Raw genomic sequence first — 17,864 nt, forward strand, 5'->3', positions numbered from 1 at the left:
CACCCTAGCGCGCATCCCCGCCGCGCGGCTTGTAGAAGATGAACTCGTCGGTCTCTGCCGTGCGGATGTATTCCTTCGCCCAGCCAGGCGAGGCGTGACGGTCGTGGAAGTACATGGCGCCGCGCGTACGGTCGCTGAGCTGCTGGTTCAGGGCCCGGCGGGCAATTTCCTTGGCGATGTCGTAGCGGTTCTTCTCTTCCACCTGGTCGGATCGGCCGTCGCACCACCAGGAGAACTGGCAGTGCTTCTGCGCCTGCCCCTGCTTGACCACGCCGCACACGGTGTCGGGGAAGCCCCCATGGCCCATGCGGTTGAGCACCACATTGGCCACTGCCTCCATGTCCGCCTTGCCGCCGCCCTTGGCTTCCCAGTAGATGGTCCGCGACAGGCAGGTGATGGCGTCGTCCAGCGGCGCCTTGCCGGCCGGGTCCAGCGCCTTGACCTCGGATTTGCTGATGGGCGCCGGGCTGGTTACTGCCGTCGCCGGGTGGGCGACCTGCTGTTCCAGCACTTCGGCCTTGTTCACCGCGGCCTGGGCTTTCTCGTCGGTGGAGGTGCCGATGGAGGTGGCGAAGGAAGAGGGCGCCCACAGAGTGAGCAGCAACAATGGAAGAAGGCGGCACATGCTCGAACCTACCTGCGCAGCGAAATCAGTCAGGTCGTTGTGCGAATCCTGCGAAGCAGTCGCGCAACGACGCCCTTCAGGCCGCCTCCCTACGTCTCGAAGTGGCGAGGCGACTGCGCCTGGTCGTTGTGACTGGGCTGCGCGGAATTAGATTCAACTTTCCAGCCAGACGGTAGCCGCCGTAGCCCACGAGTGGCGGGGCCTAGGGCACATAACGCTGAAGGAATTCGTCTACCGCCTGCAGTACCGCCGGCTGTTGCTCGCGGTGCGGAACGTGGCCGCAATCGGGCAGCAGCCTGAGCATCGTCGGTACGCCGGGGACCGAGGTGAAACGCTCCGGGTGCGCGGCCGAGCCGTACTCGTCCTGCTCACCATGCAGGCTGAGAATCGGGCACCTCACCTGCGCCAGTTCCGCATCCAGGTTCCAGTCGCTGAAATCGTCGGACAGCCAGGTATCGACCCAGGCGCGCAGGACCCAGAAGGCTTTGTCGCCGTGGTACTTCTGCAGGCGCTCCAGTTGCCCTTCGCGGGCGAACTCCACCTCGGCGGCGCGGATGCCGTCGCGGGTCTGGTGCTCGACGAAAGCCTGGGCTGACTCGGTGATCAGCGCCGCGCACGACTGCGGATGCTGTGCCGCACAGGCCACCGCCATGGCGCCACCGACGCTGTGGCCAAACACCACGCAACGTTCGAAGCCGAAGTGCTGTTGCAGCAGGGGGAAGAAACTGCGCGCCTCGTCGTCGATGAAGTCCAGCGGCAGGCCGCCGGGATAGCGCTTGGAGCGGCCGAACCCGAGGCGGTCGTAGGCGATCACCTGGCGACCGGTGCTGCGCGCGAGCTGCTCCGGGAAATCGCGCCACAACGTCACGCAGCCCAGCGAGTCGTGCAGCAGCAGGATCGGCTCACCGTCGGTTTCGGCGGGCGTCCAGTCCTGAGCGAACAGCTGGCCCTTCTCGCTGCTGATCCAGTGCTCCCGGGTGATGACGGGCAACGACATGAGACTCTCCTGTACTGACTCGCTGTGGGTTCGGTCATAGTATTCCCGCCAGGTGCCCGAGGCGATGTTCAGACGGGCGTGTTCATAGTCCGATCGGGCCAGGAGGGTATTTGAAACAGGTGGCGATTCTGGCCTATGACGGCTGTTGGGCGATGGGGTTGTTTTCGGCGGCGGACTTTTTCCGCATTGCAGCTTTGCTGGAGCAGCACCTGGGCGTGGAGCCGTCCTTCTCGGTGCGCGTGGTCTCTGTTGATGGCGCGCCGGTGTGCGCGGCAGGTGGTCACGTCATTACGGCGGAGGCTGCGCTTGAGGATGTCGAGGCCGCCTCGCTGATCGTCCTGCCGGCCATCGAAGGGCCGCGTCTGGCCGGCTTCGAGGCAGATGTGCGGGTGCTGGCGTGGCTGGGCCAGCGCATCGACGCTGGCGCGCGGGTGCTGGCGTTGACCACGGGCGCTGCCTGGCTGGCAGCCAGCGGGCGTCTCGATGGCGGCCTGCTCGCCACGCATTGGGCCTTTGTCCGGCAACTGGGCAAGCGCTATCCGGCGTGCCGCTTCGTGGCGCGCGAATCCTTCTTGCAGGAGGGGGGGCTCTACAGCACCGGTTCGCTCAATGGTTGCTTCGATGCGTTGCTGGATATTCTCGCCCGCGATTGCGGTGACCGCTTCGCCCAGCTCTGCGCCACCCATCTGCTGGTCGCCGATCCACACCGCCTCGGACCGATCCTGCCGGGCCATCGCAACCATTGCGACGATGCTGTGCTGCGGGTACAGGACTGGATCGAAAGCCACCACGCCGAACCGCTGACCATCGAGCGGATGGCGCGCCAGGCCGGGGTCAGCGAGCGCACCTTCAAGCGCCGTTTCAGCGAAGCGACGAAGCTGCCACCGAATCTCTATCTGCAGCAGGTGCGCATCGACAAGGCGAAGAAGTTGCTGCTGGCGACCCAGCTGTCGGTGCGCGAAATCGCCGCCGAGGTCGGCTACGAGAACGTCAGTTTCTTCGTCCGCCTGTTCAAGACGCAGGTCGGCACCACCCCGGCGCGCTGGCGTGAAGGTGCTTCGTGAGGGCCGCTAAGGAAACCTTAAGGCAGCTCGGCGATGATGGCGACTCGCGGCCGGTAGCTGTCCCGGGCAGTGCTCACACCGGGGCCGGCCGCTTTTTTTGAATCCACAGAGGAGTCCTGCCTTGGACACTTGCCCTGGTCGATTGCGACAGGCCTGAACAGCGAGCCGTCCGGCAGAACCCTGCCACTGTCTCGCTGCGTTGCGGACAGTGGCGCTACGCATCCCGCCACGGGATGACGTCGCACCATTCCCCTGCGGGGCCGGTCCGGCCCTTCGCTCCCTCGCAATCCATCACCCGAATGCGCGCCGGCATCGCCCGGCGCATGGAGCGGCCCTGCGCCGCAAACGAGGTGGAACATGGATTGGAAAATCTTCCTGCTGCGGGTCGCAGCGGCACTCATTCTGGGCGCCCTGATCGGCGCCGAACGCCAACTGCGCCAGCGCCTCACCGGCCTGCGCACCAACGCGCTGGTCAGCACCGGTGCCTGCCTGTTCGTGCTGATGACCCAGGCCATGCCGGGGCTATCCGCCGATGCGCCGCGTATCGCTGCGTACGTGGTGTCCGGAATCGGCTTCCTCGGTGGCGGCGTGATCATGCGCGATGGCCTCAACGTGCGTGGCCTGAACACTGCCGCCACGCTCTGGTGCACCGCTGCCATCGGCGTGCTGTGCAGCATGGGCCTGTTGCTGGAAGCTGCGCTGGGCAGCGTGGTGGTGCTCTGCGCCAACATCCTGCTGCGTGACATCGCCCAGCGCATCAACCACCAGGACGTGCTGCCGGCCAGCGAGGCGGAGCAGCGTTATGGCGTCGCCATCATCTGCCGCGCCGAAGACGAGATCCAGGTACGCAGCCTGATGCTGCACAGCCTGGACAGTAGCGAGCTGCGCCTGCAGTCGCTGCACAGCGAGGACCAGACCAATCCGGCGAAACTGGAAGTGCGCGCCGAGCTGCTCGGTGGCCACGGCGCCACCGGCCAGCTGGAACGGATGGTCAGCCGCATCAGCCTGGAGAAGGGCGTCAGCTCGGTGCGCTGGCAGCTGTTCGAGCTGGCCAGCGATTGAACTCTGGATCTACAAAAGCCCAGGCTCAGCTTCAGGCTCAGCTCTCGCGGGCGGTGCGGCAGCCGCAGCGCGGCGCCGGTGCGCGGGCTTCCTCGGCCACCACACCGCGCCACCAGCGCTCGCCCTGGTGCGGCGCTTCGATGTCGATGCGCTCGCCCATCATCGGGGTGGTAACTGCCAGCCCGCGCTCGCCGGCGATTTCCAGCACGCGCTCGAAGGGCTCGTACCAGGCGTGCATGGCCAGGTCGAAGGTGCCGTTGTGGATCGGCAGCAGCCAGCGGCCGTTGAGGTCCTGATGCGCCTGCACGGTCTGCTGCGGGTGCATGTGCACGTAGGGCCAGTGTTCGTTGTAGGCGCCGGTTTCCATCAGCGTCAGGTCGAAGTGGCCGAAGCGCCGGCCGATCTCGGCGAAGCCGTCGAAGTAGCCGGTATCGCCGCTGAAGAAGACGCGCAGGCTGTCGTCCTCGATCACCCAGGAGCACCACAGGGTGCGGTTGCCGTCGCGCACGCCACGGCCGGAGAAATGCTGCGCCGGGGTGGCGGTCAGGCACAGGCCGTCCACCGTGGTGCTCTGCCACCAGTCCAGCTGGCGGATCCTTTCCGCCGGCACGCCCCAGTCCAGCAGGCGATCGCCCACGCCCAGCGGGGTGAGGAAGACTTCTGCGCGCTCGGCCAGCACGGCGATGGTCGCGCGGTCGAGGTGGTCGTAGTGATCGTGGGAGAGGATCACGCCGCGGATCGGCGGCAGGTCCTGCAGGGCAATCGGCGGCGCGTGGAAGCGTTTGGGCCCGGCAAAGCTGAACGGCGAGGCGCGTTCGGAGAACACCGGGTCGGTCAGCCACCAGCCGCCGCGCAGCTTGAGCAGCAGGGTGGAGTGGCCGAGGCGGTACAGGCTGCGGTCGGGCGCCTGCTCCAGCTCTTCACGGCTCAGCGCGCGCACCGGCACCGGGGCGCGCGGCACGGTGTTCTTCGGTTTGTTGAACAGCACATCCCAGAGCACCTTGGCGCTCGGTTCGGGCATGTCGGCCGGGCGTGCCTTGAGGTTGCGGAATCTCCCGGCGATGTAATGCGGCGAGTGGCTGTAGTCGTCGATGGGCGCGCGGTGCAGTGGGAGGCGGGGCAAGGCACTGATCCTCAGTGGCGGAATGCGTCAGGGAAGCACGCTACAGGTTCAGCCGCCAGGGAGCATTACCGGCATTTTGATTCAGAACATCACCGTTATCGATGGGAGCCCCCGCCGGTCCTGCACGGGCGCTGGTATTGCCCTGGGTCAGTTGAGTTTCGAGAGAATGTCCCAGGCCAGCTTCACCCGCACCTCGTTGGGGTAGTTGCGGTTGGCGAGGATGACGATGCCGCGCTGCTTCGACGGGACGAAAGCCACGTAGGCGCCGAATCCACCGGTGGCGCCGGTCTTGTTTACCCAGACGTCCTGCTGCGGCGGCAACGGTTTGCGCAGCGCCGTTACCGGCTGGCTTTGCAGCACCATGCTGCTGCCGTTGTACTGCTGCAGTTCGGCGAGCTTGGGCGGGTAGGCGTACTGCTCCCAGATCAGGTCTTGGGTCATCGGGCCGACCTGGTAGTAGCCGGTACGAGTGGCATCCACCGCCGCCCGCAACTTGTCGCCGAGCTTCACCTCGCCCAGCTGCACCTGGACGAAGCGCAGCAGGTCGCGGCTGCTGGACTTCACTCCGTAGGCCTCGTCGGCGATCTGGTCAGGGTTCACCCGCACCGGAGCATCATCCTTGTCGTAGCCCTGGGCGTAGATGGCCTGGCGGGTCACTGGCACGTCGATATGGGTATTGCTCAGGCCCAGCGGCGCGAAGACGTTGCGCTGCATCGCGGTCTTGAATGGCACGTCGAGCGACCGCGCGGTGACGATGCCGAGCAGGGCGATGCTGGGGTTGGCGTAGCTGCGCTGGGTGCCGGCGGGGTACTGCGGCTGCCAGTTCCTGTAGTAGTCGGTGAGCTGCTGGGGCGTCTTCACCTCGTCGGGCAGTTGCAGCGGGAAGCCGCCGGCAGTGTGGGTGGCGAGCTGGATCAGCGTCACCTTGTCCAGCGCACTGCCGCGCAGTTCCTTCAGGTAGCGTGTCGGGCTGTCCTGCAGCTTGAGCTTGCCCGCGGCCTGGGCGAAACCGGCGAGGGTGGCAGTGAAGGTCTTGCTCACGGAACCGATCTCGAACAGCGTGTCGTTGCTCACCGGTTGCTTGTTCTCCTTCGACGCCACGCCGAAGTTGTAGAAGCGCTGCTCGCCGTGATCGGTGATGCCGATGGCGAGGCCGGCGATGTTCTGCTCGCGCATGACCTGCTGGGCGAGCTTGTTCACCTTGGCATCGAAGTCCGGTGGGGCAGCCTGAGCGAGACTGGCGATGAGCAGGGAGGTGAGGCTGAGTACGAGCGGGGCGGTCCGGTGCATGACGACTTCCTGGGCAGTGCAATGGGCTGACCCTAGCATCGCCGCGGCCAGGTCTCCAGCCAGACCGGTAGCGCTACGCCGCTGAGCATGGCGGTGGTAGGATTCGCGCCCCATGCGAATCCACGACCTCGACCAACGCCTCGCCGACCTTGGCGCGCTGCCCCTGCACCGTGCGCGGATGCTGCGTGCCTGGCTGCAGGGCCGGCCGCTGGACGCCGGCACCAAGCGGCAGGCCACCGAGGACTTCCTGCCGCTGAGCGTGCGCAACGGTGTGGCGCAGGTCGCCGCCGAACTGGACGCCCTGGCGACCCTCCACTCGCGCCATCCCGGTGGTGACAACTCCGAGCGCCTGCTGGTGCGCCTGGCCGATGGGCAGATGGTGGAGAGCGTGTTATTGCCGCGCGGCGGCGTGTGCGTGTCCACCCAGGTCGGCTGCGCCGTAGGCTGCCGCTTCTGCATGACCGGCAAGAGCGGCCTGCTGCGCCAGCTTTCCACCACCGAGATCGTCGCCCAGCTGGTCCTGGCGCGGCGCGTACGGTCGGTGAAGAAGGTGGTATTCATGGGCATGGGAGAGCCGGCGCACAACCTCGACAATGTGCTCGAAGCCATCGACCGTCTCGGCACCGACGGTGGCATCGGCCACAAGAACCTGGTGTTCTCCACCGTCGGCGACCCGCGCGTCTTCGAGCGCCTGCCGCAGCAGCGGATCAAGCCGGCCCTGGCACTATCACTGCACACCAGCAATGCCGTGCTGCGCGAGCATCTGCTGCCGCGTGCGCCGAAGCTGACGCCCGAGGAGCTGGTGGAGCAGGGCGAGGCCTACGCGCGCGCCACGAACTATCCGATCCAGTACCAGTGGACGCTGCTCAAGGGCGTCAACGACAGCCAGGAAGAGCTCGACGGCATCCTGCGGCTGCTCAAGGGCAAGTTCGGCGTGCTCAACCTGATCCCCTTCAATGCGCTGGAAGGCGACCAGTACCAGCGCCCGGACGCTGAGCGCATCGTCGAGATCGTCCGCTACCTGCACAGCCGTGGCGTGCTGACCAAGGTGCGCAACAGCGCCGGGCAGGATGTCGATGGCGGCTGCGGCCAGTTGCGTGCGCGGGCCACCGAGCTGATCGCCACCACACGCCGGCGCAGTCCCTTGCTCTAGCCGCCGCTCAGGCAGCGGGCCTGCCCGAGGGCGACAGAACGACCACCACCCACAAGCCGAGCACGGCGAGAAAGTTGACGGTGAACACCAGCCCGCGCAGCCGGATGTTGCGGGTGAGTATCTGCACGCCGCTGTGCGCCACGCGGCCGGCGATGAACAGCCAGGCGAGCCAGGTCGCTGCGGCCAGGTCTAGCCGCTGCTGGATCAGCAGCAGGCAGGCGGCGTAGAAGAACAGCGGCCATTCGAACTGGTTGGACAGGTTGGCGCTGATGCGCGGTTCGACATCGGCCCAGGGATTACTGCCGTCCGCGCGTTGGCCAATACCCCAGATCTTCGGAGCGCGGGCAACGGTCAGCAGCGCGTAGAGGAGTGCGGCCCACGCCACGTGGGTGGCCATGGGCAGGATGAGCGGGTGCATGGCGGGTGATCCTTCACTCGGGAAACGGGCGGATGGGGCTCACTATAGGCGACGAACGGAGTTGCCGTAAGCGGCGCCAGAGCCGATGGCAGCTGCGTTTGACTTGCATGAGGCTCGCCCCGGTTGGTAGCCTTTCGCATCTGAAAAAACCAGCAGGGCTGGGTATGGCGATCCGGGTTGTCGAAGCACAAGAAGTAGATCAGCAGCGCATAGCCATTCCTGGTTGGGAACAGCAGTACACGCAGATGTCCGCCGGGCGATTCGCCGGGCGCATCCTGCACGCCGAAGTCGAGGGGATCGAGCTCTTTGAAGAGCAGATGAACCTGCGCGTCGAGCAGGAGTTCCACGCCCCGCCCGGCGCCCTGGTGTTCAGCTTCGACATGTCCGACAACGCGCTCTACCTGCTCGACGGGGAGACCCGCAACGCCTGGGTCACGCCGGAGAACTACCGCGAGGTGGCGGTAGTGATCAAGGAATCGGCGAACTGGGGCCAGCCGGCCGATGCTTTCGCCGACCTGGTACTGACGCCGTTGCGCTCGGGCCACTGCCAGTCGGTGGCGACTTCGCTGAGCAACCTGCTGACCGGCGCCACGGCCGGCGGCGACCCGATGGATGCGCCGGGCGTGGCGCAGAGCATCGTCTCCCACTGTTTCTCGCTGCTGTGCGAAGCGCCGCTGGATGGCGAACGCCGGGCGCGCTCCATCGTCCAGGCCAAGCGCGTGGTGCAGCGGGTCAAGGAGGTGGTGAGCGACTGCCCCGACGAGCAGTTCGGCATGGCTGATCTAGCTGCAAAGGTGGGTGTTTCGCCGCGCACGCTGCAGCAGTCGTTCCTGCATTATGCCGGCATCCCGCCCATCGTCTGGTTGCGCAACCGACGCCTGAACGCGGCGCGACGTGACCTGCTGGCTGCCGCCGAGTCCGGCATGACCGTGGCCGAGGTGGCGATGAAGTGGTCGTTCTGGCACCTGGGGAGATTTTCCCAGTCGTATTTCGCGCTGTTCGGCGAGTATCCGAAGACCACGGCGAAGCAGGGCGGCCGGGCCTAGTATCGAAGGTCGTCATAGGCGCGGACGTTGTCCGCGGATCGCGGCCATGGCCTGCTCCTGCAATGGAACTCGGAGCTTCCGTGTAGCCCCGCAGGGCGGATAACCCGGTCCGGGTTATGCGCCCTGCGGGGCTGCAGAGGTGCAATTGGCGTGGAGCCTTAGGATGGGTACGCTGCGCCCCAGTCATCCTGCAAGAGCATCGTCTTCAGCCGATCAGCTCGCGCACCCGATACCACGCCATGCCCAGCGCCAGCAGCGGTGAGCGCAACAGCTTGCCGCCGGGGAAGGTCAGGTGCGGCACGGCGCTGAACAGGTCCAGCCCCTTGCTCTCACCCTGGTGGATGGCTTCGGCGAGCAGCTTGGCCGACCAGTGCGTGACGTTCAGCCCGTGGCCGGAATAGCCCTGGGCGAAGTACACGTTCGGATGGCTCTTGAGCCGGCCGACCTGCGGGAAACGATTGGCGGTGATGCCGATCATGCCGCCCCACTGGTAGTCGAGCTTCACCTGCTCCAGCTGCGGGAACACCTTGAGCACCTTCGGCCGCATGTAGGCGCCGATGTCTGCCGGGTCGCGTCCCGAGTAATGGCAGGCGCCGCCGAACAGCAGGCGACGGTCGGCCGTCAGGCGGTAGTAGTCCAGTCCCACCTTCTGGTCACATAGCGCCATGTTCTGCGGGATCAGCTGCGCCGCGACTTCCTCCGACAGCGGCTCAGTGGCCACCACGTAGCTGCCGGCGGGCAGCACTTTGCCGGTGAGCTTGGGTTCCAGCTCTTCCAGGTGCGCGTTGCAGCCGAGCACCAGGGTGTTCGCCAGCACTCGGCCCTGGGCGCAATGCACCACAGCCGTGGCTCCGTGCTCGATGCGCAGCACCGGGCTCTGTTCGAAGATCTGCGCGCCGAAGGCCTTGGCCGCGCGGGCCTCTCCCTTCACCAGGTCGAGTGGGTGCAGGTGGCCCGAGCCCATGTCGATGTGCCCACCCGCGTAGCAGTTGCTGGCGACCACTTCGCGCATGCGCTCCGGTGGTACCAGCCGGGTCTCGTGGGGGTAGTCCGAAGTGCTCAGGGAGTCCTGCTCGCGGACCATCGCGGCGTATTGCGCCGGGGTGTTGGCCAGCTCGCAGAAGCCCCAGCGCAAGTCGCACTCGATATCCAGCTCACGGATGCGTTCGGCGACCAGGGCCACCGAATCGACACCCGCCTGCTCGAGGTAGCGCACGCCTTCCTCGCCGACGTACCTGGCGAAGCCGCTGACGTCGTGGCCGATGCCACGGATCAGCTGCCCGCCATTGCGCCCGCTGGCGCCCCAGCCGATACGCCGGGCCTCCAGCAGCACCACGGAGTGGCCGCGCCGGGCCAGCTCCAGGGCTGCGTTCACGCCGGTGAAGCCACCGCCGATCACGCAGACGTCCGCCCGCACATCCCCGGTCAGGGTAGGGTACTGCTGCCGGTCGCGGGCGGTCGCGGCGTAATAGGACGCGGCGTGCTCCTCGGTGTGCTTCATGGCGCTTTCTCGTTTCATTGGTTGAACTTGATCTTGCTCCAGCTGCGGGTCATCAGGCGCATGATCTTGGGCGGCGGCGCCTTGGCGATGTACAGCTTGTCGAGCACGGCCTGGCTCGGGTAGACCTCGGGGTTGTTCTGCATTTCCTCGGGCAGCAGGGTCTTGGCGTCAGCGTTGGCGCTGGGGTAGCCGACGTACTCGCTGATGCCGGCGATCACCTTCGGATCGAGGACGTAGTTGATGAACGCCAGGGCCTGCTCCGGATGGCCGGCATCCGAGGGGATCGCCATCAGGTCGAACCACAGGTTCGCGCCTTCCTTGGGAATGCTGTAGGCGATCTCGATGCCGTTCTTGGCTTCCTTGGCGCGGGCAGCGGCCTGGAACACGTCGCCGGAGTAGCCGAAGGCCACACAGATGTTGCCGTTGGCCAGGTCCGAGATGTACTTGGACGAGTGGAAGTAGGTGACGTACGGACGTACCGCCACCAGCTTCGCCTCGGCCTTGGGATAGTCCGCCGGGTTGGTGCTGTTGGGGTCCAGGCCCAGGTAGTTGAGCACCGAGGGGATCATCTCGTCGGGCGAGTCCATGAACGCCACGCCGCACGCCTGGAGCTTCTTGATGTTCTCCGGCTCGAACAGCACCGACCAGGAATCGATCTTGTCGACGCCCAGCACCTGCTTGACCTTGGCCACGTTGTAGCCGATGCCGTTGGTGCCCCACAGGTAGGGCACCGAGTGCTTGTTGCCCGGGTCGTTCTGTTCCAGCAGCTTGAGCAGTACCGGGTCCAGGTGCTTCCAGTTCGGCAATTGGCTGCGGTCAAGTTCGAGGAACACGCCAGCCTGCACCTGACGGGTCAGGAAGTGGTTCGACGGCACCACCACGTCGTAGCCGGAACGGCCCGCCAGCAGCTTGCCTTCCAGGGTCTCGTTGGAGTCGAAGACGTCGTAGACCGGTTTGATCCCGGTGGTCTTCTGGAAGCCGGCGAGGGTGTCCGGAGCGATGTAGTCGGTCCAGTTGTAGATGCTGACCGTCGGTGCAGCATGTGCGGCCGAGGCAAGGGCTGCCAGGGCGAAGGGCGCAAGGGTGCGCAGCAGTCTCATGGGGACTCCCGAATTGTTGTTGTGAAGTCAGGGATGAGGATCAGACGCTCAGCAGCAGGAACTCGCGTTCCCACGAGCTGATCACCCGCTTGAAGTTCTCGTGCTCGGTGCGCTTCACCGCGACGTAGCCCTGTACGAACTTCTCGCCGAGGAATTCCTTGAGTACGTCGCAGTCTTCCATCTGCTGCAGCGCGTCCTCGATGGTGATCGGCAGGCGCAGGTTGCGGCGCTCGTAGGCGCGGCCCTGGACGGCGGCGCTGGGGTTGATCTGCTCGATCATGCCCAGGTAGCCACAGAGCAGGCTGGCGGCCAGCGCCAGGTACGGGTTGGCGTCGGCGCCCGGCAGGCGGTTTTCCACGCGCATGGCGATCGGCGGCGCGGCGGGGACACGCAGGCCCACGGTGCGGTTCTCTTCGCCCCATTCGACGTTCACCGGCGCGGAGGTGTCCGGCAGGAAGCGGCGGAAGGAGTTCACGTTGGGCGCGAACATCGGCAGCACTTTCGGGATGTACTTCTGCAGACCGCCGATGTAGTGGAGGAACAGCTGGCTCATGGAGCCGTCTTCGGCGGCGAAGATGTTCTTGCCGGTGGCGATGTCCAGCACGCTCTGGTGGATGTGCATGGCGCTGCCGGGCTCGTCGGTGATCGGCTTGGCCATGAAGGTGGCGCTGACGTCATGCTTGAGCGCGGCTTCGCGCATGGTGCGCTTGAACACGATGATCTGGTCGGCGAGGCTCAGCGCGTCGCCGTGACGGAAGTTGATTTCCATCTGCGCCGGGCCGTCTTCGTGGATCAGCGTGTCCAGGTCCAGGCCTTGCAGTTCGCACCAGTCGTAGACGTCTTCGAACAGCGGGTCGAATTCGTTGGCGGCATCGATGGAGAAGCTCTGGCGGCCGCTTTCCGGGCGGCCCGAACGGCCCACGGGGGCTTCCAGCGGGAAGTCCGGGTCGCTACTGCGCTTGGTCAGGTAGAACTCCATCTCCGGCGCCACGACCGGGCTCCAGCCCTTGTCGGCATAGAGTTTGAGCACGCGCTTGAGGACGTTGCGCGGGGACAGCTCGATGGGATTGCCGACCTTGTCGAAGGTGTCGTGGATGACCATCGCGGTCGGCTCCAGCGCCCAGGGCACCAGGTAGATGGCGTCCGGGTCGGGCTTGCAGACCATGTCGATGTCCGCTTCGTCGAGCAGGTCGTAGTAGATGTCGTCGTCGACGAAATCGCCGGTGACGGTCTGCAGCAGGACACTTTCGGGGAGTCGCATGCCCCCTTCGCCGAGGAACTTGTTGGTGGGGGAAATCTTGCCGCGGGCGATGCCGGTGAGGTCACTCACCACGCATTCGACTTCGGTGATTTTCTGTTGCTTCAGCCGTTGCTCCAGTTGCTCGGCGGGGGTGGTCATACAAGCCTCGGGTGTTTTTTTTGATTTTCTAAAGGGGGTTTTGTAATGGGTGCACGTGCAGCATCTTGCTGCCAGCGTGGCTAGTGTCGGTCGGAGGCAGGCGTGCGTTCTATCCACTTTCCGCAAGGCTTGGGCATCGTCGTGAAAAAGGCGCCCCTTCGAATGCAAACAGCCCCGGGCGCTATGGCGACCGGGGCTGCGGGTGAGACGGGAAGGGCGTCGGGAGTCAGACCCCGGACTTGATCCGGCTCCAGTCGCGGGTGATCAGGCGCAGGATCGATGGGCTCGGCGGCAGGCTGACGTACATGCCCTTGACCAGCTCGGCGTTGGGGTAGACCGCCGGGTTCTCGCGGACCTTCTGGTCCATCAGCGACTTGGCTGGCACGTTGGCGTTGGCGTAGTGCAGGTAGTCGCTGGTCCTGGCGATCACATCCGGGCGCATCAGGTAGTTGATGAACGCGTGAGCGCCTTCGGGGTTGCGGGCGTCCTTGGGGATCGCCAGGTTGTCGAACCAGATGTTGGTGCCTTCCTTCGGCACGCTGTACTGCACGTCCACCGCGCCGCCGGCTTCCTGCGCGCTTTTCTGCGCCTGCAGCACGTCGCCGGAGAAGCCGATGGCCACGCAGACGTTGCCGTTGGCGAGGTCGGCGATGTACTTGGTCGAGCTGAAGTAGGTCACCGAGGGCTTGAGGCTTTCCAGCAGCTTGGTGCCGGCCTCGTAGTCCGCGGGATTGTTGCTGTTGGGGTCCTTGCCCAGGTAGTGCAGGGCCAGCGGCAGGATCTTCGCCGGCGAGTCGAGGAAGGCCACCCCACAGCCCTTGAGCTTGGCGAGGTTCTCCGGCTTGAACACCAGATCCCAGGAGTCCAGCGGTGCGTCGGCGCCCAGCGCGGCCTTGATTTTCGCCGGGTTGTAGCCGATGCCGACGGTGCCCCAGAGGTAGGGCACGGCGAAGCGGTTGCCCGGGTCCGACTGGGCCACGCGGGCCAGCAGGTCGGGGTCGAGGTTCTTGCGGTTGGGCAGCAGTGCGTCATCCAGCGGGCGGTAGACGCCGGCCTTGAGCTGGCGGGCGAGGAAGTCCGCCGAGGGCACCACCACATCGAAGCCCGAATGCCCGGTGAGCAGCTTGGCCTCCAGCACTTCGTCGGACTCGAAGGCGTCGAGCACCACCCTGATTCCGGTTTCCTTCTGGAAGTCCTGCAGCACGGTCGGCCCGATGTAGTCGGCCCAGTTGGCGAAATGCACCTCTTGCGGCGCCGCCAGCACCGGCAACGCGGCACCGGCCAGCAGGCCGGCCAGACAACCCAAAGCACGCTTGTTCATCTTCACTCCTGGAGGACGCCGGCTTGCGCGGCGCCAATGCGATCGGCAGGTGGGAAACGGGCCTTGTTCTGTTGTTCTCGGCCCTGGCCGAAAACTAGGCGCGGCGCGGCTTTGCGTCGTTCTTCCGTGCACGGGCGGAATCGGCGATGCTGCTGCGGACCCGCGGCACTGTGCAGCGCGCTGCCCGCGCCCTACGCTGCGGCCCCAGGCGGAGGGAAAACCATGAATGACGAAACCGAGCGCACCCGCGAAGTGGTCACGCGCTACCACCAGTGCTGGATGAACCGCGACGTCGAAGGCGTGCTGGCGATGTTCCACCCGCAGGTGCAGTACTGCGATTTCTACAACGACCTGGAAATCCCCGCCAGCGAGCTGCCCGGCTATATCCGCACGGCCATGCCGCGCAGCCCGCAGCATCACATCGAACACATCGATCAGATTCGCGCCGATGGCGATACGGCGTTCATCCAGTACCGCTCGCGCCTGACGTTGCGGCGCAGCAGCCGGCTGGCCTCGTTCCGTGCCAGCGAGGCGATCACCGTGCGCGACGGTCTGATCTGGCGCGTCCACGAGTACGCCACGCCGGTGCGCGAGCAGCGCGAGGAGGGCGTCAAGGACCAGCGTCGCCTGGGCCTGAACTCGGCCCAGGTGGGGAAGATGCTGCTGGATATCGAATCCTACTTCGGCAGCGCCCATCCCTATCTCGACCCGGAGATGGACCTGGAGCGCCTGGCACGGGCCACCGGCTACACGCGCAACCAGATTTCCTACCTGCTCAACCAGGTGCTCGGGCAGAGCTTCTACCGCTACCTGAACCAGGCGCGCATCGGCCATCTGCTGGAGCGCCTGCGCGAGGAGCCGGCGGCGCGCATCGACGAACTGGCGTTCGCGGTGGGCTTCAATTCGCTGTCGGTGTTCTACCGCTGCTTCCGCGAGCACACCGGGCAGCCGCCGCGTGCTTACCTGGCGGCGCTGCAGGAAGGCGGTCCGGCCTGACAAGGCGTCAGGCCGGGAACCCTCAGAGAACGGCGTCGAGCAGCCGGTACCAGGCGATGCCCACGCCCAGGTACAGGCGCTGCAACCCATGGAAGGGAATCGGCCGCACCGGGGTGACGGGGAAGGGGAAGTCCTTCTCGCGGTCCAGCAGGCGCTCCGCCAGGTGACGACCCAGGGTCGAGGCCATGGCGATGCCGCGACCGTTGTAGCCCAGCAGGATGCTCAGGTTCGGCGCCGGCTCATGCAGCCGTGGCATGAAGTCCGGGGTGAGCGCCACGCGGCCGCTCCACTGGTATTCGAACTCCACCTCGGCCAACTGCGGGAACAGGCCCAGCAGCGAGCGCTTCAGGTGCAGCCAGTCGCCGGGCGAGCGCGGCTCGGCGAACGGACCGCGACCTCCCAGCAACAGCCGGCCGCGAGCGTCCTGCTTGAAGTACAGCAGCAGCCGGCGCGCATCCGAGCAGACTTCGCCATTGGGCAGCACGCTGCGCCGCAGGTTATCCGGCAAGGGTTTGGTCGCGACGATGAAGCTGTTGGCGGCGATCACCGTCTGCCGCAGTTTCGGCCAGAGGTCGTCGATGTAGCCGTTGGTGGCGAGGATCACCCGTTCGGCGGTCACGCTGTGCCCGCTATCGGTGCTGAGCTGCCAGCCGCTGCCGTGGTGACGCAGGTTGCTCACGCGGGTGTGGCCGTGGATCGCGGCACCTTCACTCAACGCAGCACGGGCCAGGCCACGCACGTAGCTCAGCGGCTGGACGCTGCCGGCGCGCGGGTCGACCCAGGCGCCGAGGTAGTCGTTGCTACCGATGCGTTGGGCGACGCTGCTCTTGTCGAGCATCTCCACCGCTACGCCGCGCTGGCGCCACTGCTCGGCGCGCTTCTCGATGGCGCGCAGGGCGGCCGGCGAGGCGGCGGGCTGGATCCAGCCCTTGCGGGTGGCTTCGCAGTCGATGTCGTAGCGGCGGATCAGCTCGAAGACTTCATCGGCAGCGCCGCCGGCAACGTCGATCAGGCGTTCGGCCTTCTCGCCGCCGAACATGCGCCGCAGGTCGTCGGGGTCATGTTTGAGTCCGGGGATCACCTGCCCGCCGTTGCGCCCGGAAGCGCCCCAGCCCGGCTCGCCAGCATCCAGCACGCAGACGCGCACGCCGTTGCGGGCCAGGTGCAGGGCGGTGACCAGCCCGGTATAGCCGGCGCCGACGATGGCGACGTCGACCTGCTTGTCTTCAGCCAGCGCCGGTGTGGCCGGGCCGGCGTTCGCGGTGGCTGCCCAGAGCGAGGGCGGCAGTGCCAGGGGCTGGGCGTTCATGCCTGGCCCCCGTCGGTGTTGAGCAGGCGGCGGAGGAATTCCTGGGTACGCGGCTGGCTCGGCGCGCCGAGCACATCCTTGGCGGCGCCTTCCTCGACGATGCGCCCGCCATAGAGGAAGCAGACCTTGTCCGCCACTTCTCGGGCGAAGCCCATCTCGTGGGTCACCACCACCATGGTCATGCCTTCGTCGGCGAGCTTGCGCATCACCGCCAGCACTTCGCCCACCAGCTCCGGGTCCAGCGCCGAGGTCGGCTCGTCGAAGAGAATCGCCTTGGGCCGCATGGCCAGGGCGCGGGCAATGGCGACGCGTTGCTGCTGGCCGCCAGAGAGTTCGTCCGGGTAGGCGTCCATGCGGTGGCTCAGGCCGACTTTTTCCAGCAGGGCGCGGGCGTGCTCACGGGCAGCGTCCGGGCGCTCCTTCTTCACGTACACCGGGCCTTCCATGACGTTCTGCAGCGCGGTGCGGTGAGGGAACAGGTTGAAGCGCTGGAACACCATCGCCACCTGGGTGCGGATTTCGTGGATGGAGTGGGCGTGGCGGTCGACACGTTCCTGGCCGACCAGGATGTCGCCACCCTCGTAGGTTTCCAGGCCGTTGATGCAGCGCAGCAGGGTGGATTTGCCCGAGCCGGACGGACCGATCAGGCACACCACCTGGCCGCTTTCCACCGACAGGTCGATGCCTTCGAGGACGCGGGTGCTGCCGTAGCTTTTGTGCAGCGACTGGATGCGGATCATGCTTTCTTCCTCGTGGCGATGCGCGCTTCGAGGCGGCGCAGGGCGAACGACAGCGGCAGGCTCAGGGCCAGGTAGAGCAGGGCGACCAGGGTGTAGACGGTCATGTTCTCGAAGGTCGAGGAGGCGATCAGCTGGCCGGCGCGGGTCATCTCGGCCACCGTGATGGTGGACACCAGCGAGGAGTCCTTGAGCATCATCACCAGGGTGTTGCCGTAGGGCGGCAGGGCGATGCGGAAGGCCTGCGGCAGCACCACCCGGCGCATGATCATCGGGCCGCGCATACCGAGGGACTCGGCGGCTTCGATTTGCCCCTGCTGGATGGCCTGGATGCCGGCGCGGAAGTTCTCCGCCTGGTACGCCGAGTAGGCGATGCCCAGGCCGATGATGCCGGCCTGCATGGCGGAAAGCTGCACGCCGAAATCCGGCAGCACGAAGTAGATGTAGAACAGCTGCACGATGATCGGCAGGCCGCGGATCACGTTGACCACGGAGATGCCGAACAGCGCCACGGCGCGGACTTTCGACACCATCATCAGGGCGAAGGCCAGGCCGATGAGCGAGCTGAGCAGGAACGACGCAATCGTGACCTGCACGGTGACCACCGCGCCACTCAATAGAATGGGCAGGAAGTCCAGGGCATTCTGGAGAAACATAGGGATGTCCGTGAGCGGGAAGCTGAGGGCGGCCGTCACCCTTCACCGGGCGCTGGGCTCCGGCGAA

17 protein-coding genes are annotated in these 17,864 nt (G+C 66.3%); 5 read left to right on the top strand and 12 right to left on the bottom strand.

Annotated elements, in window-relative coordinates; all coding sequences use genetic code 11:
• Positions 1-4: 4 nt before the first annotated feature.
• Positions 5-625, bottom strand: coding sequence for a cell wall hydrolase (locus IB275_RS13980; RefSeq protein WP_192295626.1), 621 nt, complete (start codon positions 623-625; stop codon positions 5-7).
• A gap of 202 nt (positions 626-827) precedes the next feature.
• Positions 828-1,622: an alpha/beta fold hydrolase gene (locus tag IB275_RS13985; RefSeq protein WP_192295627.1), complete on the bottom strand. Its 795-nt coding sequence runs from the start codon at positions 1,620-1,622 to the stop codon at positions 828-830.
• A gap of 119 nt (positions 1,623-1,741) precedes the next feature.
• Between IB275_RS13985 and IB275_RS13990 the strand changes: the two genes are divergently transcribed.
• Both IB275_RS13990 and IB275_RS13995 read left to right on the top strand, forming a co-directional pair.
• Entirely contained in the window at positions 1,742-2,686 is a 945-nt protein-coding gene (locus IB275_RS13990) for a GlxA family transcriptional regulator (RefSeq protein ID WP_318652568.1), read from the top strand.
• A 357-nt stretch (positions 2,687-3,043) separates the two neighbouring features.
• Positions 3,044-3,748, top strand: a complete 705-nt coding sequence (locus IB275_RS13995; protein WP_192295629.1) for an MgtC/SapB family protein — start codon at positions 3,044-3,046, stop codon at positions 3,746-3,748.
• Positions 3,749-3,785: 37 nt separating this feature from the next.
• Here the strand turns inward: IB275_RS13995 and IB275_RS14000 are convergent, their stop codons facing one another.
• Together IB275_RS14000 and ampC are read right to left on the bottom strand one after the other, a co-directional pair.
• A complete protein-coding gene (locus IB275_RS14000; RefSeq protein WP_192295630.1) occupies positions 3,786-4,871 on the bottom strand; it encodes an MBL fold metallo-hydrolase in 1,086 nt (361 codons plus the stop codon).
• Between the two features lie 147 nt (positions 4,872-5,018).
• Positions 5,019-6,161 (bottom strand): class C beta-lactamase, encoded by a 1,143-nt coding sequence (ampC, locus tag IB275_RS14005; protein ID WP_192295631.1) that lies wholly within the window; start codon positions 6,159-6,161, stop codon positions 5,019-5,021.
• Between the two features lie 112 nt (positions 6,162-6,273).
• Here ampC and IB275_RS14010 point away from each other — a divergent pair, with 112 nt between their 5' ends.
• Positions 6,274-7,314, top strand: coding sequence for an RNA methyltransferase (locus tag IB275_RS14010; RefSeq protein ID WP_192295632.1), 1,041 nt, complete (start codon positions 6,274-6,276; stop codon positions 7,312-7,314).
• 7 nt (positions 7,315-7,321) lie between these two features.
• On the opposite strand, the gene IB275_RS14015 is transcribed toward IB275_RS14010, so the two are convergent.
• On the bottom strand, positions 7,322-7,732 hold the full coding sequence (locus IB275_RS14015) for an MAPEG family protein (RefSeq protein ID WP_192295633.1): 411 nt from the start codon (positions 7,730-7,732) through the stop codon (positions 7,322-7,324).
• 245 nt (positions 7,733-7,977) lie between these two features.
• Here IB275_RS14015 and IB275_RS14020 point away from each other — a divergent pair, with 245 nt between their 5' ends.
• Complete coding sequence (locus IB275_RS14020; RefSeq protein WP_225601952.1) at positions 7,978-8,778, top strand: helix-turn-helix domain-containing protein; 801 nt, start codon at positions 7,978-7,980, stop codon at positions 8,776-8,778.
• A gap of 205 nt (positions 8,779-8,983) precedes the next feature.
• Here the strand turns inward: IB275_RS14020 and IB275_RS14025 are convergent, their stop codons facing one another.
• From IB275_RS14025 to IB275_RS14040, 4 genes are all read right to left on the bottom strand, one after another.
• A complete protein-coding gene (locus tag IB275_RS14025; RefSeq protein WP_192295635.1) occupies positions 8,984-10,279 on the bottom strand; it encodes an NAD(P)/FAD-dependent oxidoreductase in 1,296 nt (431 codons plus the stop codon).
• 14 nt (positions 10,280-10,293) lie between these two features.
• Positions 10,294-11,379: a polyamine ABC transporter substrate-binding protein gene (locus IB275_RS14030; RefSeq protein WP_081516963.1), complete on the bottom strand. Its 1,086-nt coding sequence runs from the start codon at positions 11,377-11,379 to the stop codon at positions 10,294-10,296.
• Positions 11,380-11,419: 40 nt separating this feature from the next.
• Positions 11,420-12,778, bottom strand: coding sequence for a glutamine synthetase family protein (locus tag IB275_RS14035; RefSeq protein WP_192295636.1), 1,359 nt, complete (start codon positions 12,776-12,778; stop codon positions 11,420-11,422).
• Between the two features lie 226 nt (positions 12,779-13,004).
• Complete coding sequence (locus tag IB275_RS14040) at positions 13,005-14,099, bottom strand: polyamine ABC transporter substrate-binding protein (RefSeq protein WP_192295637.1); 1,095 nt, start codon at positions 14,097-14,099, stop codon at positions 13,005-13,007.
• 222 nt (positions 14,100-14,321) lie between these two features.
• Between IB275_RS14040 and IB275_RS14045 the strand changes: the two genes are divergently transcribed.
• Positions 14,322-15,095 (top strand): AraC family transcriptional regulator, encoded by a 774-nt coding sequence (locus IB275_RS14045; protein WP_192295638.1) that lies wholly within the window; start codon positions 14,322-14,324, stop codon positions 15,093-15,095.
• A gap of 22 nt (positions 15,096-15,117) precedes the next feature.
• Here IB275_RS14045 and IB275_RS14050 read toward each other — a convergent pair whose 3' ends face one another.
• Genes IB275_RS14050 through IB275_RS14060 form a run of 3 tightly spaced genes read right to left on the bottom strand, consistent with a single transcriptional unit; the run spans position 15,118 to position 17,797 of the window.
• Positions 15,118-16,404: an NAD(P)/FAD-dependent oxidoreductase gene (locus IB275_RS14050; RefSeq protein WP_192295639.1), complete on the bottom strand. Its 1,287-nt coding sequence runs from the start codon at positions 16,402-16,404 to the stop codon at positions 15,118-15,120.
• A complete protein-coding gene (locus tag IB275_RS14055) occupies positions 16,401-17,144 on the bottom strand; it encodes an amino acid ABC transporter ATP-binding protein (protein WP_081516968.1) in 744 nt (247 codons plus the stop codon). The genes IB275_RS14050 and IB275_RS14055 overlap by 4 nt, the downstream gene beginning before the upstream one ends.
• Entirely contained in the window at positions 17,141-17,797 is a 657-nt protein-coding gene (locus IB275_RS14060) for an amino acid ABC transporter permease (protein WP_192295640.1), read from the bottom strand. The genes IB275_RS14055 and IB275_RS14060 overlap by 4 nt, the downstream gene beginning before the upstream one ends.
• Positions 17,798-17,864 lie beyond the last annotated feature (67 nt).

Source organism: Pseudomonas sp. PDM21 (assembly GCF_014852505.2).
In the GTDB taxonomy this organism is placed as follows: Bacteria; Pseudomonadota; Gammaproteobacteria; order Pseudomonadales; family Pseudomonadaceae; genus Pseudomonas.

What these genes read in the sequence shown, in the direction of transcription:
- IB275_RS13980 (WP_192295626.1), bottom strand. Translation starts at nt 625, where the DNA reads ATGTGCCGCCTTCTTCCATTGTTGCTGCTCACTCTGTGGGCGCCCTCT.
- IB275_RS13985 (WP_192295627.1), bottom strand. Translation starts at nt 1,622, where the DNA reads ATGTCGTTGCCCGTCATCACCCGGGAGCACTGGATCAGCAGCGAGAAG.
- IB275_RS13995 (WP_192295629.1), top strand. Translation starts at nt 3,044, where the DNA reads ATGGATTGGAAAATCTTCCTGCTGCGGGTCGCAGCGGCACTCATTCTG.
- ampC (WP_192295631.1), bottom strand. Translation starts at nt 6,161, where the DNA reads ATGCACCGGACCGCCCCGCTCGTACTCAGCCTCACCTCCCTGCTCATC.
- IB275_RS14010 (WP_192295632.1), top strand. Translation starts at nt 6,274, where the DNA reads ATGCGAATCCACGACCTCGACCAACGCCTCGCCGACCTTGGCGCGCTG.
- IB275_RS14015 (WP_192295633.1), bottom strand. Translation starts at nt 7,732, where the DNA reads ATGCACCCGCTCATCCTGCCCATGGCCACCCACGTGGCGTGGGCCGCA.
- IB275_RS14020 (WP_225601952.1), top strand. Translation starts at nt 7,978, where the DNA reads ATGTCCGCCGGGCGATTCGCCGGGCGCATCCTGCACGCCGAAGTCGAG.
- IB275_RS14025 (WP_192295635.1), bottom strand. Translation starts at nt 10,279, where the DNA reads ATGAAGCACACCGAGGAGCACGCCGCGTCCTATTACGCCGCGACCGCC.
- IB275_RS14030 (WP_081516963.1), bottom strand. Translation starts at nt 11,379, where the DNA reads ATGAGACTGCTGCGCACCCTTGCGCCCTTCGCCCTGGCAGCCCTTGCC.
- IB275_RS14035 (WP_192295636.1), bottom strand. Translation starts at nt 12,778, where the DNA reads ATGACCACCCCCGCCGAGCAACTGGAGCAACGGCTGAAGCAACAGAAA.
- IB275_RS14040 (WP_192295637.1), bottom strand. Translation starts at nt 14,099, where the DNA reads ATGAACAAGCGTGCTTTGGGTTGTCTGGCCGGCCTGCTGGCCGGTGCC.
- IB275_RS14045 (WP_192295638.1), top strand. Translation starts at nt 14,322, where the DNA reads ATGAATGACGAAACCGAGCGCACCCGCGAAGTGGTCACGCGCTACCAC.
- IB275_RS14050 (WP_192295639.1), bottom strand. Translation starts at nt 16,404, where the DNA reads ATGAACGCCCAGCCCCTGGCACTGCCGCCCTCGCTCTGGGCAGCCACC.
- IB275_RS14055 (WP_081516968.1), bottom strand. Translation starts at nt 17,144, where the DNA reads ATGATCCGCATCCAGTCGCTGCACAAAAGCTACGGCAGCACCCGCGTC.
- IB275_RS14060 (WP_192295640.1), bottom strand. Translation starts at nt 17,797, where the DNA reads ATGTTTCTCCAGAATGCCCTGGACTTCCTGCCCATTCTATTGAGTGGC.